Source organism: Kocuria cellulosilytica (assembly GCF_040981245.1).
Classification (GTDB): Bacteria; Actinomycetota; Actinomycetes; order Actinomycetales; family Micrococcaceae; genus Kocuria; species Kocuria cellulosilytica.
This window is the reverse complement of the sequence record NZ_JAVFWZ010000009.1, coordinates 131,101-146,003: the sequence shown is the minus strand read 5'-3', so window position 1 is coordinate 146,003 and position 14,903 is coordinate 131,101. Positions and strand designations below refer to the sequence as shown.

Annotated in this window: 15 protein-coding genes; 4 read left to right on the top strand and 11 right to left on the bottom strand. The window is 76.1% G+C overall.

Features of this window, described 5'->3' with window-relative positions:
• Nucleotides 1–83: 83 nt before the first annotated feature.
• Complete coding sequence (locus tag RCG67_RS13675) at nucleotides 84–851, top strand: CDP-alcohol phosphatidyltransferase family protein (RefSeq protein ID WP_368827039.1); 768 nt, start codon at nucleotides 84–86, stop codon at nucleotides 849–851.
• Here the strand turns inward: RCG67_RS13675 and RCG67_RS13670 are convergent.
• The 5 genes from RCG67_RS13670 to RCG67_RS13650 all read right to left on the bottom strand — a co-directional run bounded on the left by RCG67_RS13670 (nucleotide 844) and on the right by RCG67_RS13650 (nucleotide 4,944).
• Entirely contained in the window at nucleotides 844–1,710 is an 867-nt protein-coding gene (locus RCG67_RS13670; protein ID WP_368827038.1) for a class I SAM-dependent methyltransferase, read from the bottom strand. The genes RCG67_RS13675 and RCG67_RS13670 overlap by 8 nt on opposite strands.
• Nucleotides 1,707–2,945, bottom strand: coding sequence for a glycosyltransferase (locus RCG67_RS13665; RefSeq protein WP_368827036.1), 1,239 nt, complete (start codon nucleotides 2,943–2,945; stop codon nucleotides 1,707–1,709). The genes RCG67_RS13670 and RCG67_RS13665 overlap by 4 nt, the downstream gene beginning before the upstream one ends.
• Nucleotides 2,942–3,361 (bottom strand): 6-pyruvoyl trahydropterin synthase family protein, encoded by a 420-nt coding sequence (locus tag RCG67_RS13660; RefSeq protein WP_058873117.1) that lies wholly within the window; start codon nucleotides 3,359–3,361, stop codon nucleotides 2,942–2,944. Before RCG67_RS13660 ends, RCG67_RS13665 begins: the two co-directional genes overlap by 4 nt.
• Nucleotides 3,349–4,386, bottom strand: coding sequence for a zinc-dependent alcohol dehydrogenase (locus RCG67_RS13655; protein WP_368827034.1), 1,038 nt, complete (start codon nucleotides 4,384–4,386; stop codon nucleotides 3,349–3,351). The genes RCG67_RS13660 and RCG67_RS13655 overlap by 13 nt, the downstream gene beginning before the upstream one ends.
• 114 nt (nucleotides 4,387–4,500) lie before the next feature.
• Nucleotides 4,501–4,944, bottom strand: a complete 444-nt coding sequence (locus RCG67_RS13650; RefSeq protein WP_368827033.1) for a MarR family winged helix-turn-helix transcriptional regulator — start codon at nucleotides 4,942–4,944, stop codon at nucleotides 4,501–4,503.
• A 73-nt stretch (nucleotides 4,945–5,017) separates the two neighbouring features.
• Between RCG67_RS13650 and RCG67_RS13645 the strand changes: the two genes are divergently transcribed.
• The 3 genes from RCG67_RS13645 (at nucleotide 5,018) to RCG67_RS13635 (ending at nucleotide 7,273) form a co-directional block, all read left to right on the top strand.
• Nucleotides 5,018–5,665, top strand: coding sequence for a maleylpyruvate isomerase family mycothiol-dependent enzyme (locus RCG67_RS13645; protein WP_368827031.1), 648 nt, complete (start codon nucleotides 5,018–5,020; stop codon nucleotides 5,663–5,665).
• Between the two features lie 74 nt (nucleotides 5,666–5,739).
• Nucleotides 5,740–6,273, top strand: coding sequence for an alpha/beta fold hydrolase (locus RCG67_RS13640; protein WP_368827029.1), 534 nt, complete (start codon nucleotides 5,740–5,742; stop codon nucleotides 6,271–6,273).
• A gap of 52 nt (nucleotides 6,274–6,325) precedes the next feature.
• Nucleotides 6,326–7,273, top strand: a complete 948-nt coding sequence (locus RCG67_RS13635; RefSeq protein ID WP_368827028.1) for a serine hydrolase — start codon at nucleotides 6,326–6,328, stop codon at nucleotides 7,271–7,273.
• Nucleotides 7,274–7,275: 2 nt separating this feature from the next.
• On the opposite strand, the gene fmdA is transcribed toward RCG67_RS13635, so the two are convergent.
• The 6 genes from fmdA to RCG67_RS13605 form a co-directional block, all read right to left on the bottom strand.
• On the bottom strand, nucleotides 7,276–8,529 hold the full coding sequence (gene fmdA, locus RCG67_RS13630; protein WP_368827026.1) for a formamidase: 1,254 nt from the start codon (nucleotides 8,527–8,529) through the stop codon (nucleotides 7,276–7,278).
• A 52-nt stretch (nucleotides 8,530–8,581) separates the two neighbouring features.
• Complete coding sequence (locus RCG67_RS13625) at nucleotides 8,582–8,866, bottom strand: FmdB family zinc ribbon protein (RefSeq protein ID WP_368827024.1); 285 nt, start codon at nucleotides 8,864–8,866, stop codon at nucleotides 8,582–8,584.
• A 149-nt stretch (nucleotides 8,867–9,015) separates the two neighbouring features.
• Nucleotides 9,016–10,443: an FAD-binding oxidoreductase gene (locus RCG67_RS13620; RefSeq protein ID WP_368827023.1), complete on the bottom strand. Its 1,428-nt coding sequence runs from the start codon at nucleotides 10,441–10,443 to the stop codon at nucleotides 9,016–9,018.
• 110 nt (nucleotides 10,444–10,553) lie between these two features.
• Nucleotides 10,554–12,422, bottom strand: a complete 1,869-nt coding sequence (locus tag RCG67_RS13615) for a M23 family metallopeptidase (RefSeq protein ID WP_368827021.1) — start codon at nucleotides 12,420–12,422, stop codon at nucleotides 10,554–10,556.
• A gap of 234 nt (nucleotides 12,423–12,656) precedes the next feature.
• Nucleotides 12,657–13,181, bottom strand: coding sequence for a mycothiol transferase (locus RCG67_RS13610; protein WP_368827019.1), 525 nt, complete (start codon nucleotides 13,179–13,181; stop codon nucleotides 12,657–12,659).
• Nucleotides 13,182–13,307: 126 nt separating this feature from the next.
• Nucleotides 13,308–14,825, bottom strand: coding sequence for an MFS transporter (locus RCG67_RS13605; protein WP_368827017.1), 1,518 nt, complete (start codon nucleotides 14,823–14,825; stop codon nucleotides 13,308–13,310).
• Nucleotides 14,826–14,903 lie beyond the last annotated feature (78 nt).

Below are 14,903 nucleotides of genomic sequence, written 5' to 3'. Positions count from 1 at the left end.
TAGCCACCGCCCGTCGTCGCCCGGATTGACGCGGCGGGCCGGGCCCGCCCACGATGAAGACCCCCGACGCGGAAGGCGACCGCATGGCCCTGGCCCGATCCACCGGTTCCCGCCCCTCGGCGCGCCGGGACGGTGTGCTGGCGTTCCTGCTGCTGGGCGGCGCGCTCGCGGTGCTCCCCGTCCTGTCGGACGCGGAGCTCCCCGTGCTGCTGGCCTCCGGGGCGCTGGGCCTCGGCGTGCTCGGCGCGGTGGTGCGCAGCACCGTGCGCCGCCGCGGTGAGCCCTACGGCCCCGCCGACCGGGTCACCGTGGGCCGCTCGGTGCTCGTCGCGCTGGCCGCCGCGCTGCTGCCCGTGGGCCTGGCGCCCGTGCTGGGCCAGGACGGGGGCCGCCCCGCCGAGGCCTGGTGCTGGGCCGTGTTCGCCGTCGCGCTGCCCGCCTGGCTGCTCGACGGCGTCGACGGGTGGGTCGCCCGCCGCACCGGCACCGCCACGCACGCCGGCGCGCGGCTCGACCAGGAGGTCGACGCCGTGCTGCTGCTCGTCCTCTCCGTGGCCGTCGCCGCCCGGCTCGGGCTGCCCGGGGCGTGGTGGGTGGTGCTGATCGGCGCCATGCGCTACCTGTTCCTGCTCGGCCTGCGGGTGCGTCCCGCGTGGCGCCGCGGGCTGCCCTTCTCCTCGTACCGGCGGGTCGTGGCGGGGATCCAGGGCGGGGTCCTGCTCGGGGCGCTGGTCCCGCTCATCCCGCTGCCGCTGGCCGTCACCGCCGTCGCCGTCGCGCTGGTGCTGCTGCTGGTGTCCTTCGGCCGGGACGTCCGGTGGCTGGAGCGGTCGGAGCGCGGGCTCAGCTGACGGGCGGCAGGCCGAGCACGTCCGCGTGCCCCACCGTGGCCCGCAGCCGGCCGCGGGCGCAGTCCACCAGGCGGGTCCGCAGCCAGGCGTGGGCCTCGGCCGTGAGGTCCGGGCGGTGCTCCACGGCGGCGTCCGCCCGGTCGGCGAGGAAGCGCTCCAGGAGGGGCCGGGCCCACGCCTGGTCGGAGATCCACCAGGGCGTGGGCGTCACGTCCACGGCCATCCCGTGCTCCTGCAGGGCCTCGGCGGCCAGCCGCACGGCGTCGGTGCCGGCGAGCTCACCGCGGTGCTGGTGGTCCTCGAAGGCGCCCAGCACCGAGGGGTCCAGGTGGTGCGGGGGGTCGAGCAGGACCTCGCCGTCGACGGTCAGGGCGAGGAGCGCCGGGACGCCCGCCTCGGCCAGCACGCGGGCCAGCTCCCGGACCTGCTCCCGGGTGAGCAGGTCGAGCAGCGCGGAGCACGTGACCAGCCGGCGGTCGCCCGGGTGCTCCGCGAGGACCCGGCCGAGCTCCTCGACCCCGGCGAGGACGGGCACGACGTCGGTCCCCTCGGCCCGGGCGGCGGCCACGGCCTGCTCGAGCAGCCCGCGGTCGTGGTCGAGCAGGATCCAGCGCTGGGGGCCGGGCAGGTGCCGGGCCAGCCAGGCCCGGTTAGCGCCCGTCCCGGCGCCGAGGTCCACGACGACGACGGGCTCCGTACCCGGGGCGGTGTCGGTGCCGGACGGCGGCCGCTCCTCCCAGTGCCGGACGATCCGTGCGATCAGGGGCAGGGAGTCCTCGCGGGCGGCGGCGTCGGCGGGCTCGCGCAGGGCCAGCCAGTCGGCGGCGACGGGACGGTCGGGGGCGGAGTGGTTCGTCATCTCGGTCTCCTGGTGCGCTCGGTGGTGGTGTCGTGGTCGGCGTCGCAGCCGATGGCGGTGGTGGTTGCGGCTGTGGTGGCGTGGTCATCGGCGGCGTGCTCGTCGCCGGTGTCGTGCCCGGGGGCTCCGACGGGCCGGGCGATCGCGGCGAGGACGTCGCGGGCGGTGTCCTCCCAGCGGCGCAGGCGCTCGCGGCGGGCCAGCGCCGCGGCCCGCCACTGCCTGCGCAGGACGGGGTCGGTCAGCCAGTCCCGCAGCACCTCGGTCCAGGCGGACGGGTCGGCGGGGTCGAGGGCGGCGCCGGCCCGGGCCCCGGCGGCGGGCGCGGTGGTGGGGTCCGCGCCGCCGGCGGGCCGGGACGGCGGCGCGCCGTCGAGGGCCTCGACCGCGCCGGTGCCGGCCGCGACCACCGCGGGCACGCCGTGGGCGAGCGCCTCCGTGACGACCATGCCGTAGGTCTCGGCCGTGGAGGGCAGCAGCAGCAGGTCCGTGCGCGCCCACTGCCGGGCCAGCGCGGCGCCCCGGAGGGGACCGTGGCGGTGCACGCGTCCCGGATCGGGGAGCTGCCGGGCCGCGGCGTCCAGCTCGTGGACGTGGCGGGGATCGCCCTCGGGGCCCACGAGGTCGAGGGTCCAGTCGAGGCCGGCCAGCGGTGCGAGGGCCCGCAGCAGGAGGCGCTGGTTCTTGCGCGGGGTCAGGGACGCGAGGCAGAGCAGTCGCGGCGGGGAGGATCCCGCGGCCACCGGTCCGCGCTCGGCCCCGGGTTCGGCCACGGCGACCCCTGCGGCGCCGTAGCGGCGGCCGAGGTCCCGGGCCGCCCAGGCACTGGGCACCAGCACCCCGGTGGCCGCGGCGAGGGCGGCGGCCTCCCGCCGGGCGAGCTCCGCGGCGGCCGCGGGGTCCAGCCCCGTCTCGGCGGGCAGGGGCAGGTGCACGAGCAGGTGCACGGGCACGCCGGAGCGCACGGCGTCCTCGACGGCCTCCGGGGCGGCGCACCCCACGAGGCCGTCGAGGACGACCGCCCGCCCGGGGGACGGGCCGCCGAGGGCCCGCCGCAGCCGCGACCGGGCGGCGCCGTCCGGGGCGGGCCAGTCCCCCGCGACCGGCACGAGGCGGGCCGGGCGGCCCAGGGCGCCCAGTGCCGCCACGAGCCGGCGGTCGTAGAGCGATCCCCCGGTGGGCCGTCCGCCGTCGTCGGGCACCACCACGTCGATGCCCGCCCGCACCGTGCTCACCGGGCCGGGACGGGCCCGCCGCGCTCGCTCAGCACGGGCAGCTCGAGGGTGTAGGAGGCCCAGGCGTCGGGGTTCTCCCGCAGGGTCACGGCCAGCCGCTCGAGCCCCTCGACGGACGCCGCGCCCGCCGCGAGCCGCTCGGCCACGTACTGGGCGAGGACCTCCGTGGTGGTCAGCCGGCCCGCGAGGTCCGGGTGCTCGTCGAGGTTGCGGTAGCGCAGCCCGTCGAGCACGCCCGTGAGCAGGTCGCCGGCCAGGCCGATGTCCATGACCACCCCGTGCTCGTCGAGGACCGGCCGGGACCAGGTGGCCTCCACCTCGTAGGTGGCCCCGTGCAGGTTCTGGGCGGGGCCGAAGAAGGGGTCCGGCAGGCTGTGGGCGATCATCATGTGGTCTCGGACGGTCAGGGTGAACACGGGGCTCCTCGGGTCGGCGGGACGGATCGGTCGTAGTCCACCACGTGGCACAGCACGTCCGGGGCTCCGGCGGCGAGCCGCGCCATGGTGGCCGGCAGCTCCGCGAAGGCGGAGCTCCCGGAGAGCAGGGCGTCGAAGCGGGGGTCCCGCAGCGCGTCCAGCGCGGTGGCGAGCCGGTCGGCGGTCGTCCGGCGGGCCCGGCGGGCGGGGGCGACGGCGCCCACCTGGCTGGCGCGGATCTGCAGCCGCCGGGCGTGGAAGTCCGCGCCGAGCGGGACGGCCGGGTCCTCGTCGCCGTACCAGGACAGCTCGATCAGCTCGCCCTCGTCGCCGAGCAGCTCGAGCCCCCGCGCCAGGCCGGCGGCGGTGGAGGAGGCGTGCACCACGACGTCGCACTCCCCCGCGGCGTCCTCCGGCAGCACGTGCTCCACGCCGAGCCGTGCCGCGAGCTCCCCGCGGGACGGCTGCGGGTCCACGAGCTGCAGCCGGGCGAGCGGGAAGCGGGCCAGCAGCGCGGCCGTGCACGCGCCGATCATCCCGGCGCCGACCACGGCCACGCGGTCCCCGAGGCGGGGCGCGGCCTCCCACAGGGCGTTGACGGCCGTCTCCACGGAGCCGGCGAGCACGGCGCGGTCGGAGGGCACGTCGTCGGGCACGGGGGTCACGGCGGAGGCCGGGACCACGTAGCGGTCCTGGTGCGGGTGCAGGCCGAAGACCCGCCGGCCCACCAGGTCCTCCGGCCCCTGCTCCACGACGCCCACGGACAGGTAGCCGTACTTCACCGGGCCCGGGAAGTCCCCCTCCTGGAACGGGGCGCGCATCCGCCCGTGCACCCGCGCCGGGACCAGACCGCGGTGGACCAGCGACTCGGTGCCGCGGCTGATCCCGGAGCGCAGCGCCCGCACCAGCACGTCCTGCGGGCCCGGGACGGGCAGCTCCGCGGTGCGCAGCTCCCCCCGGCCGGGCTCCACGGTCCAGTAGGCGCGGCAGGTCAGGGGCTGCTCCGGGGCGGCGGTGTCGGTCATGCTCCCATTGTGGCGTGCCGGCGGGGGCACGCCACCGGGCGGCCGCCGCGGAGGCCCGTGCGCGCCGCGCACCCCGGCGGCCGCGGCAGCACGTGCTCGGCCGCGGCCCGTGGGTCAGGCGGTCGGAGCGGGCTCCTCCTCGTGCAGCTCGGCGAGCGCCCGCCGCAGCGCGGCGTAGCGCCGCGCCCCGAGCTTGCGCCGCCACTGCTCCTCCACCTCGGCGACCACGCCCGCCGCGACCGCCTGGGCGGCGCGGCCGCGCCCGGCGATGGTCACGAGCCGCGCCCGGGCGTCGGCGGGATCGGGCCGCCGCTCCACGTATCCCTCCTTCTCCAGGGCCTGCACGAGCAGGCTGGCCGTCTGCTTGGTGACGCGGGCCTGCTCCGCGAGCTGCACCGTGCGGGTGCCGTCGGGGCCGATCCGCTGGAAGATCCGCGCCTGGGCGTAGGAGAGGTCCGCGAACCCGGCGGCGTGCAGGGCCTCCACCACCCGGATCTCCATGTCGCGGTACGGGTAGTACAGCAGCAGCCCCGTGTTCGTCCCCTCGTCCTCGTGCATTCCCACCCCTTGACACCGTGCCGCAGCCGTCGGAAAATTTAGTCAGTAAATCTGACCACTAAGGAAGATTATCATGGACCGCACCGCCATCTGGGACGCCGTCCACCGGGAGCGGTCCGCGCTCGCCGACCTCCTCGGGACGCTCGGTCCCGAGGAGTGGGACCACCCCACCCTGTGCCCGGGATGGGCCGTGCGGGACGTGGCGGCCCACGTCATCTCCTCGCCGCAGTTCGGGGTGGCCGATCTCGCCGTCGCCCTGTGGCGCGGCCGGGGGAACTACGACCGCGCGGTGTTCCTGGACGCCCGGCGCCGCGGCCGCCGGCCGGTCGAGGAGATCGTCGCGGACTACCGCCGCCTGGACGGGTCGAGGCGCCACCCTCCGGGCACGGGGGTGCGGGATCCCCTGCTCGACGTCCTGGTCCACACCCAGGACATCGCCCTGCCCCTGGGACAGCACCACGCCATGCCCCCGGAGGCCGCCCGCACGGCCGCCGACCGGGTGTGGTCGGTCTCCTTCCCGTTCCGGGCCCGCCGGCGGCTGCGCGGGGTGACGCTCGCCGCGACCGACGTCGACTGGCGCGCGGGCAGCGGACCCGAGGTCCGCGGGACCATGGAGGCCCTGCTCCTGCTGCTGACCGGACGGACGGCGGCGCTCGACCGGCTCGAGGGTCCGGGCCTGGACCTCGTGGACCCGGGGGCGGGGGCCGTCCGGCGCTCTTGACACCCCGCCGCGGCGGCGAGGACGCTGGTGGAGGCGGCGTCCGCCGTCACCTCCCCCGTCCCCCGAGGTGACCCATGGTCCAGCGCATCCTCTTCCTGCACGGGGCCGGACTCCAGCCCGGCCCCGGCGGAAACCCGGTGCTCGAGGCCGTGCGACGGCAGTGGCCGGACGCGGACCTCGTCACCCCCGACCTCCCGAGCCCGGAGAACCCCGATCCGGAGCTGTGGCAGGAGGCGATCGGCCGGGCCGTCCGCGCCATCCCGGACGAGCCCTGGGTGATCGTGGGCCACTCCCTCGGCGGGTCCGAGGCCCTGCGCTTCCTCTGCAACCGGATCCCCACCCTGCTGCAGCGCGTCGTGACCGTGGCGGCCCCGTGCTGGTGCCCGGAGCACCCGGACTGGAACGAGCGCGGCTTCGCCCTGCCCCCCACTGTGGGCCGGACGCTCGCGGACCTCGAGATCGTCGTGGTCCACGCCGAGGACGACGACGTCGTGCCCTCCACCCACGCGCGCTGCCTCGCCGAGCAGCTGCCCTCGGCCGAACTCGTGCTGCTCCCTTCCGGGGGGCACCTGCCGACATCCTGGACGGACCGGGGTCTCATTGCGTGATGCGGAGCCGGGCGGATCGGCAGAACCGCCGCCGTGCGAGAGCATGGAGGTCATGACCCGATCCCAGCTCGTGCCCCGCAGGACCGCCCGCACCCTGGGGACCGCCGCCGCGCTCCTCGTGGGGCTCTCCGTGCAGGCTCCCGCATCGGCACTGCCCGCCGCCCCGGGCGGCGAGATCCCCGGGACCACCTCGGTCGCCGTCCCAGCCTCCTGCGGCCCGGCGGGCGCCGGATCGTTCGCCGTGGCGGACGGGCCCACCGCGGAGGACGACCGGCGCGCCCTCACCGCCGCCCTGGACGGGCTGAGCGGGGCCGTGGGCGCGGAGATCGGCCTGCTGGTGCAGGACCCGGACGGCCGCACGCTCTTCGCCCACCGCCCCGACCTGGCCGGCATGGAGGCGAGCCTCTCGAAGGTCCCGCTGGCCCTGACCACCATGCGCCTGGCCGCCGAGCGGGACGGCCGGCTCACGGCGCAGCAGCGGGAGCTGATCCGCAACAGCGTCCACGAGAGCGGCAACGAGTCCACCTCCGCCCTCTACGGCGCGCTCGGCCCCACGGTCCCCGCCATGGAGGCCGAGCTCAACGAGACCTACGACCTCATGGGCGTCAGCTCGACCCGGTCCTCGGGCGGCTGGGGCCACAACATGACCACGGCCTCCGACCAGCTGGCCGTGCTGGGCACGGTCGTCCACGGCGCGGACTGGCTGCCCGAGGAGGACCTCGCCTGGCTGCGGGAGCAGATGCGGCCCGGCCATCCGTCCCAGACGTGGGGCGTGGGCGGCCCCCGCGCGGGCGGGGCTGCCGCCGCGGACTCCCTCGTCAAGAACGGGTGGCTCCCGGACGCCGGCGGGCAGTGGGACACCCACAGCGTGGGGCGGGCCGCCACGGGCGGGACGGCCCACCACATCGCCGTGCTGGGCTCCGGCTACCCCACCGCGGCGTGCGGCCAGGACGTGGCCACCGCCGTGGTCGAGCTGTACTTCGCGCTCGGCGCCGCCTGAGCTCAGGCCGCCGCGTGCGGCGCGCCCCGGCCGGGGTCCACCTGGTGCGGGCCGGCCGCGGAGGGCCGGATGTCGAAGTCGAAGATCGCGGTGGGCAGGTACACCGTGGCGCAGGAGTTGGGGATGTCCACCACCCCGGAGAACCGGCCCTCGATCGGCGCGGCGCCCAGCAGCAGGTAGGCCTGCTCCGGGGAGTACCCGAACTTCGTGAGGTAGTCGACGGCGTGCAGGCACGCCCGCTGGTAGGAGAGCTGCGAGTCGAGGTAGCGCTGCTCGCCGTCGAGCGTCACCGAGGTGCCGGAGAAGGAGATCCACTCGCTGTACTGCGGGTCCGTCCTGCCCGGCAGGAAGATCGCGTTCTCCGAGACCCCGTAGGTCTCCATGCCGCCCTTGATGACGTCCACGTGGAAGTCGACGAACCCGCCCATCTCGATGGCGCCGCAGAACGTGATCTCGCCGTCGCCCTGGGAGAAGTGCAGGTCCCCCACGGAGAAGTTCGCGCCGTCCACGAAGACCGGGTAGAAGACCCGGGTGCCCTTGGTGAGGTTCTTGATGTCCTGGTTCCCGCCGTTCTCCCGGGGCGGGGCGGTGCGCGCGGCCTCCGCGGCGACCCGCTCCACGTCGGCGTCGGGGACCCCGCCCAGCAGGGCGTCCGCGGGCTCGGGCGGCAGCGCCAGGGGCGGGACCCGGTCCGGGTCGGTGGCGATGAGCGCCCCCTCGCGCGCGTTCCACCGGGCCAGCAGCTCGGCGGAGGGCGCGGTGCCCATCAGGCCGGGGTGGACGATGCCGGTGAACGAGACCTCCGGGACGTGGCGGGAGGTGGCCGTCTGGCCCCGGAAGTCCCAGATCGCCTTGTAGGCGTCGGGGAAGCGGTCGGTGAGGAAGCCCCCGCCGTTGGACCGCGCGAAGACCCCGGTGTACCCCCAGCCCTGCCCGGCCAGCGGACCGGAGTCCTCCTGCGGGACGGGGCCGACGTCGAGGATGTCGACGACGAGCAGGTCCCCCGGCTTCGCGCCCTCCACCGCGAACGGGCCGGAGAGCTTGTGCACGGTGGTCAGCGGCGCGTTGAGGACGTCCTCGGCGGAGTCGTCGTTGACGATCGCGCCGTCGAACCACTCCCGGCAGTGCACCCGGAACGTGTCCCCCGGTCGCACGGTCGCCACCGGAGGGATCTCCGGGTGCCACCGGTTGTGCCCCACCAGCTGCTGGTCCTCGAACGGCCGGGACGAGTCCAGGGGAAAGATGAGCTCCGGCATGACGTGCCTCCTAGGCTGCGGTGTGCGGGGTGGTGCTCGGTCGGGACGCCTCTCAGGGCCGGGGAAGCCTGCGGTGCAGGGGGTTGCCGGTGGTCCGGGTCGCGCCGCGGGCACCGGGCGGGGGTGCGGCGACGACGTCGGGTTCGGCGGCGGTGCGCTCGGTGCGCTCGATCAGCCGTGCCGCGGGGGTGCCGGCCCGGGAGAGCCCGGCCGCGCTCATCAGCCGCCGCGCCGGGGCCCCGCAGCCGGGACAGGTGCGCTCGCGCGCGGCGGCGCCCATCCCCAGCAGCTTCTCGAAGACGCCGCAGTCCGGGCAGCGGTACTCGTAGATCGGCATGCGGTGCGCCTCCCGGGAACGCGGGGTCTCTGGACTGTCGACCGTAGTGCCGTGCCCGCGGCCGGGGAAGGGCGGTCGCCGACATCGCCCGGAGATGACGGGGCGGGTGCGCCGGGCGCCCGCCCCGTGCGGTGCCGGCCGCGGCACGCTCAGGGCCGGTGGGGCTCGACGTTGAGGTTGTGCCGGAAGAGGTTCCCGGGGTCGTAGCGGTCCTTGAGGGCGGCCAGCCGCTGGTGCTTCTCCCGCCCGTAGGCCAGTCGCGCCGCCTCCGGGAGGTCGCCCCCGAGCTCGGTGTCCGGGCCCATGAGGTTGACGTACTCCCCGTGCTCGGCGAACGGCTGCATCCCGTTCCGCACGGTCCGGACGAAGCCGGCGAGGTGCTCGTCGTCGGCGGGGTCGTGCCGGACGCCGTAGACCGTCAGCCAGTACCGCGCGGAGCGGTTGGGGAAGGCGGTGGCCTCCTCCGGCACCCGCCCGAAGGCGCCCTCGAGGTGGTGGACGTCGATGCCGGCGCCCCGGCACGTGATCCCGGAGGCCAGGCCGGCGAGGACGTCGACGACCTCGTCGTCCAGCCGGGAGAAGGGCACGTTCCGCCAGTGGCCGTGCGAGCCCCTGGGGAAGGCGCCGTCCCTGGCCCCCTGCCAGGCGAGCCACGGTGTCGGCCCCATCTCCTCGGCGTCGGGCGGAGCGTCCTCCCGCAGCCCGTCGACGACGTCCAGGCCGGCGGCGTGGTTCTCGGAGGCCCAGCTGAAGCCCACGGTCAGCACCGGCTCGTCGCCCATCCCGGCTCCCGGCGGCGGGATCGCGAAGCTGAGCACCGGGTTCATCTCGTCCGGCAGACCGCGCGACCACCCGGCGAAGGCGCTCAGGGCGTCCCGCCAGTGCGGCCTGCGGTAGTAGAGGTTCCCCGCGAGCACGGCGGAGGGCAGCCGGCGGGCCCTGAAGGTGAAGGAGGAGACCACTCCGAGGTTGCCGCCGCCGCCGCGCAGGCCCCAGAAGAGCCCGGCGTTCTCCTCCTCGCTGGCGTGCAGATGGTCGCCGGCCGCGGTCACGACGTCGGCGGAGTCCAGGTTGTCGAGCGTCAGCCCGTTGCTGCGGGTCAGCCAGCCCATGCCCCCGCCCAGGGTCAGTCCGGCCACGCCGGCGGCGCCGACGAGACCGCCGGGGACCGCGAGACCGTACCGGGCCGTGGCACGGTCGAGCCCGGCGACGGTGGTGCCGGGGTCCACGCTCACGAGCTGGTTCGCGGGGTCGACGACGACGCCCCGCAGCCGCCCCAGGTCCAGCACCAGGCCGCCCTCGACCGTGCCGTGGCCCGCCACGCCGTGTCCGCCGCCCCGCACCGCCAGCGGCAGCCGCGTGCGCTGCGCCGCGGCCAGGACGAGGTCGATGTCGCCGACGTCGCCGGCCCGCACGACGGCCCGGGGGCGGACGTCGACCAGGCCGTTCCAGACCCGGCGGGCCCTGTCGTAGTCGGGGTCCCCCGGCTCGACCAGTCCCCCTGTGAGGCGGTCCCGGAGTTCCCGGAGCGCCCTGGCCGTCCCGTCGCCCGGCGCACCGTGATCGGTGGTGCTCATGGCTCCCGCTCCTGCGCGAAGAATGTGTCGGCCCGGGGCCAGATTCTAGTCCGCCCGGCGCAGGGCGCAGCGAAAGCCCTTGTCACACCTGCATAACTCCGTGCCGGGCGTCAGAGGCCGTCCGCCTCGCCCGCTCCGTCCGCCGGCACGGACCCGTCCGCCGGAGCGGCCGCGGCGGCGCCGGCGGCCTCCTCCGGACCGGCCGCCCCGCCCGGTCCGGCCGGGTCCGCGGCCTCGGCGGCGTCGGTGGTCGCTCCGGCCGCCGCCGTGGGCGCCGGGGTGTCCGGCTCCGCGTCCTCGTCGTTCGGGATCCCGTCCCCGTCGCGGTCCGGGTCCTCCTCGTTGCGCAGGCCGTCCCCGTCCAGGTCGGGATCGACGACGTCGGGGATCCTGTCCCCGTCGATGTCGTCGTCCAGCTCGTTGGGGGTGCCGTCGTTGTCGATGTCGGGGTCCTCCGTGTCGAGCGTCCCGTCCCCGTCGGTGTCCCGCACCGCGTCGGGAACCCGTGGCGCGACGCCCGGTTCGAGCTCGGGCTCCGGGTCGGGGACCGGCACGGAGTCCGGGACCTGCACGGGGTCGGGCGCCGGTGCGGGGTCGGGGACCGGCACCGGGTCCGGGGCGGTCACCGGCTCACGGTCCGGTGCCGGCACGGGCTGCTGCCCGGGGGCCGGCTCGGCAGGGATCGGCGCAGGGTCCACCCCGGCCGGTGGGGCCGGAGCGGGGACCACGGGGTCGGCCTCCACGGGAGCGGCGGGAGGAGCGGGCACCACCGGGGCCGCCGGTGCCGGCGGGTCCCCCACCGGCCGCCCCGGCCGCTCGGTGGTGCCGTTCTGCTCGTGCTCCGCCCGCTGCGCGGCGTCCGCCTGCTTTTTCGCCGCCTCCGCCCGCTTCGCCGCGTCCGCCTTCTTCGCCGCCTCGGTCTTCCGGGCCGCCTCGGCCTTCTTCGCTGCCTCGGCTCTCTTGACCGCGTCCGCCTTCTCGGCGGCCTTCGCCTGCTTCTTCGCGGCCTCGGACTTTTGGGCGGCCTGCGCTCTCTTCGCGGCGTCGGCCTTCTTCCGGGCGGCCTCGGCCTTCTGCGCCGCCGGGTCCTCGACCGCGTCCGGCACGGGGACCTCGAGGGAGTACTTGCTGCGGGAGGCAGGAATGACGCGCATGCCGTCGACCCAGTCGAAGGACTGGGGGTCGACCGCCTGGCCGTCCACCCAGGTCTCGAAGTGCAGGTGCGGACCCGTGACCCGGACGCCGGTGGCGCCGACCGTGCCGAGCTGCTCGGAGGCGGCGAGCCGGTCACCGGTCCGCACCCGGACGTCCTCGAGGTGGCTGTAGGTGGTCCTGACCCCGTCCGCGTGGGTGACCTCCACCCGGTTGCCGCCCCAGACGTCCCAGAACACGGCCGTCACCACGCCGTCGAGGGCGGCGACGACCGGCAGGCCGGGCGCGGCCGAGACGTCGGTCCCGTTGTGGAACTCGCGCCCGCCGCGGTCGGGGGCGATCCGCCAGCCGAACTGCCCGCCGGGCAGCACGGCGCCGGGCCGGGTCGGCGCGATGATCGTGTTGACGGGCAGCTCGCCCTGGTACAGCTTCGGCGCCTGCCGGCCCGGGCGCACGGTCGACGCGGACTCGCGACCGCCGTCACCGCGTCCTGTCCCGGCCCGCCAGGAGCCCTTCCCCTCGCCGCCGTCCCGCACGGGCGAGACGGCGCGGTCCTCCCGCACCGGGCGGGCCGGAGGCGCCTCCTGCTCCTGGCCGGCCGCGAGCAGGCTCCACCGGCTCTCCTGGTGCTCCGCCCGCTCCGCGGAGGCCGCCGGGGCGCCGAACGCCGAGGTCCCCCGGTCCTCGCCGGCCTCCGGTGCGATGCCCGCGCTGACGGCCACGCTGACGGCCACGAGGGCCGAGAACGCGGTGAGGGCGGTGACCGGCGAGGACGCGCGGTGGCGCAGACCGGTGGGAGCAGGGCGGCGAGAGGAGTCGCGGGGCATGACGGTGTTTCCCCCAGGATGTCGCGGACGGCGACGAGAAGATCGTGCAGATGATCGGGGCGCTGTCGCCCCGCGGCATCAGCTTAAGTGAACAACCGGTCGTGACCGAGGGATCCGCCGTCCCCTCATCGGCGCCTTGTCACACGACGACTTTATGCAAACGCAAACGCTCTCGCCCTGGGTGAAGCGCTCTTGCGCGGCGCCCGCGCGGGCGAGAGCCACCGGGAGGAACGGTCAGTAGGGCCCGGACCACCCGTCGTCGAGCAGCCCCCGGACGTAGGCGGCCTGGCCGAGGTGCTGCGCGGCGTCGTCGACCGTGCTGACCAGGCGCACCCCGCGGGTGACGGGCGGGCTCCAGGACCGGTCCACCACGTCGTCGAGCTGGGCGTCGGTGAGCCCGTGCACGTAGGCCACGGTGCGCTCGACCACCGCGTCGAGGTAGCCCCGCAGCAGGTCGGGGGACGCCACACGGACGCGCGCGACGTCCTCCGGGCCGTGGCCGAAGCCCATGGAGGAGTCGGGGAGGTCGAGGCCGAACCGCCCGCTCCAGCCCTCGGCGGTCCACACCTCCTCGGCACCGGCGAGCCGGGCCACCTGCGCGTCCTGCTGGCGGGCCGCGTGCCACACCAGCCAGGCCACGGAGTTCGCGGTCCCTCCCGGCATGGTGTTCAGCACCTCCGGCGAGATGTCCTCGAGCACGTGCTCGGCCACCTGGGACGGGCGGCGGGCGGCGTCCTCGAACAGGTCCTGCGGCGTCATCGCGACCGCTCCTTCCGTACCGGGGGGGGGACCGGACGGCCCCTGCCGCCGAGCCTACGTCCGCCCGGGGCGGGGAGCCGCACAACAATCCGGCGGCGACACCGGCCCCTGCCTGCGGCGGGCAGGTCAGCGCGCGGCTGGCCGCAGCACGCGGGCGACCGTGAACGCGGCCAGGACCACCACGGCCGTCATGACCAGCGCCGTCCAGTGCATGCCCGCGGTGAAGGCCGCGAAGGCGGCCTCCCGCACGGCGGGACCGAGCGCCCCCGCGCCCTCCGCGATCTCGACGGCCCCGCCGAGGGTCTCGTGCGCCGCCGCGGAGGAGCCGGGCTCCAGCGCCGTGGGCAGATCGAGGTGCCGCTGGTAGAACGCGGTCAGCAGCCCGCCGAGCACGGCCGTGCCCAGCACCGCACCGACCTCGTAGCCGGTCTCCGAGATCGCCGAGGCGGCCCCGGCCTTGTGCGGCGGCGCGGCCGTGAGGACCAGGTCGTTGGAGAGCGTCTCGGCGAGCCCGATGCCGGTGCCGACCAGGCAGAAGGCCATGAGGACCACCACGGCGCCGGCGGTCGCGGAGAGATCGGCGAGGGCGACCACGAGGAAGCCGGCCGCGGACAGGAGCATCCCCGCGGTGATCACGGTCCGCGGGCTCAGCCACTGCACGGCCCGCACGGCCAGGAAGCCGGCGAGGACCGTGAGGACGAGGCCCGGGACCATGGTCAGTCCGGCGCTCATCGGGTCCAGGCCGACCACGAGCTGCAGGTACTGGGTCAGCATGAACAGGAACCCGTAGAGCCCCACGTTGCCGAGCACGTTGACGGTCACCCCGCCCCGGAAGCCCGGGTGCCGGAACAGGGCGAGGTCGAGCATCGGGTGCGCCAGGACCGCCTGGCGCCGGACGAAGAGCACACCGGCCAGCACGCCGAAGGCCGCGCTGAGCAGGCCGTGGAACAGCTCCCCGGAGGCCGTCGCCGCCTTGACGCCGTACACCACCGGGGTCATGGCCAGCATGGCGAGCAGCACGGACGGGACGTCCACGGGCCCGGGCCGGGGGTCGCGCGACTCCGGCACCAGGACGGGGCCGAGCACGAGCAGCGGCAGCAGCACCGGCACGGACATCAGGAACACCGAGCCCCACCAGAAGTGGTTGAGCAGGAAGCCGCCGACGATCGGCCCGAGCGCGGCGCCGCCGCTGAAGCCGCCGGCCCACACCGCGATCGCGATCCGGCGCTGGCCCGGGTCCAGGAAGATGTTGCGCAGCAGGGACAGGGTGGCCGGCATCAGCATCGCGCCGAAGAGCCCCATCGCGGCCCGCCCGGCCACCAGCAACTCGGCGGTGGGCGCGAAGGCCGACGCCGCGGAGACGGCGGCGAAGCCCGTGCCGCCGATCAGCAGCAGCCGCCGACGGCCGATCCGGTCCCCCAGTGACCCCATGGGGATGAGCAGGCCGGCCAGCACGAGGGGGTAGACGTCCACGATCCACAGCAGCTGCGCCCCGGTGGGGTGCAGTGCCTGGGAGATGGTGGGCAGCGCGAAGCTCAGGGCCGTGTTGTCGACCGACACGAGCAGGACGGGCATCATCAGGACCGCGAGCGCGGCCCATTCGCGCGCACCGGCCGTGGGGCGGGGCGTCAGCAGAGTGGTCATGGTTCACCTCCGGGGAAACGGATCGGGATCGGACAGCCGCATTAACTGTACCGTCTAGACGGTACAGTTATGGGCGGG

Coding starts and splice junctions, on each gene's coding strand:
- RCG67_RS13670 (WP_368827038.1), bottom strand. CDS start 1,710: ATGACGAACCACTCCGCCCCCGACCGTCCCGTCGCCGCCGACTGGCTG.
- RCG67_RS13635 (WP_368827028.1), top strand. CDS start 6,326: ATGACCCGATCCCAGCTCGTGCCCCGCAGGACCGCCCGCACCCTGGGG.
- RCG67_RS13645 (WP_368827031.1), top strand. CDS start 5,018: ATGGACCGCACCGCCATCTGGGACGCCGTCCACCGGGAGCGGTCCGCG.
- RCG67_RS13620 (WP_368827023.1), bottom strand. CDS start 10,443: ATGAGCACCACCGATCACGGTGCGCCGGGCGACGGGACGGCCAGGGCG.
- RCG67_RS13610 (WP_368827019.1), bottom strand. CDS start 13,181: ATGACGCCGCAGGACCTGTTCGAGGACGCCGCCCGCCGCCCGTCCCAG.
- RCG67_RS13655 (WP_368827034.1), bottom strand. CDS start 4,386: ATGACCGACACCGCCGCCCCGGAGCAGCCCCTGACCTGCCGCGCCTAC.
- RCG67_RS13625 (WP_368827024.1), bottom strand. CDS start 8,866: ATGCCGATCTACGAGTACCGCTGCCCGGACTGCGGCGTCTTCGAGAAG.
- fmdA (WP_368827026.1), bottom strand. CDS start 8,529: ATGCCGGAGCTCATCTTTCCCCTGGACTCGTCCCGGCCGTTCGAGGAC.
- RCG67_RS13605 (WP_368827017.1), bottom strand. CDS start 14,825: ATGACCACTCTGCTGACGCCCCGCCCCACGGCCGGTGCGCGCGAATGG.
- RCG67_RS13650 (WP_368827033.1), bottom strand. CDS start 4,944: ATGCACGAGGACGAGGGGACGAACACGGGGCTGCTGCTGTACTACCCG.
- RCG67_RS13615 (WP_368827021.1), bottom strand. CDS start 12,422: ATGCCCCGCGACTCCTCTCGCCGCCCTGCTCCCACCGGTCTGCGCCAC.
- RCG67_RS13640 (WP_368827029.1), top strand. CDS start 5,740: ATGGTCCAGCGCATCCTCTTCCTGCACGGGGCCGGACTCCAGCCCGGC.
- RCG67_RS13675 (WP_368827039.1), top strand. CDS start 84: ATGGCCCTGGCCCGATCCACCGGTTCCCGCCCCTCGGCGCGCCGGGAC.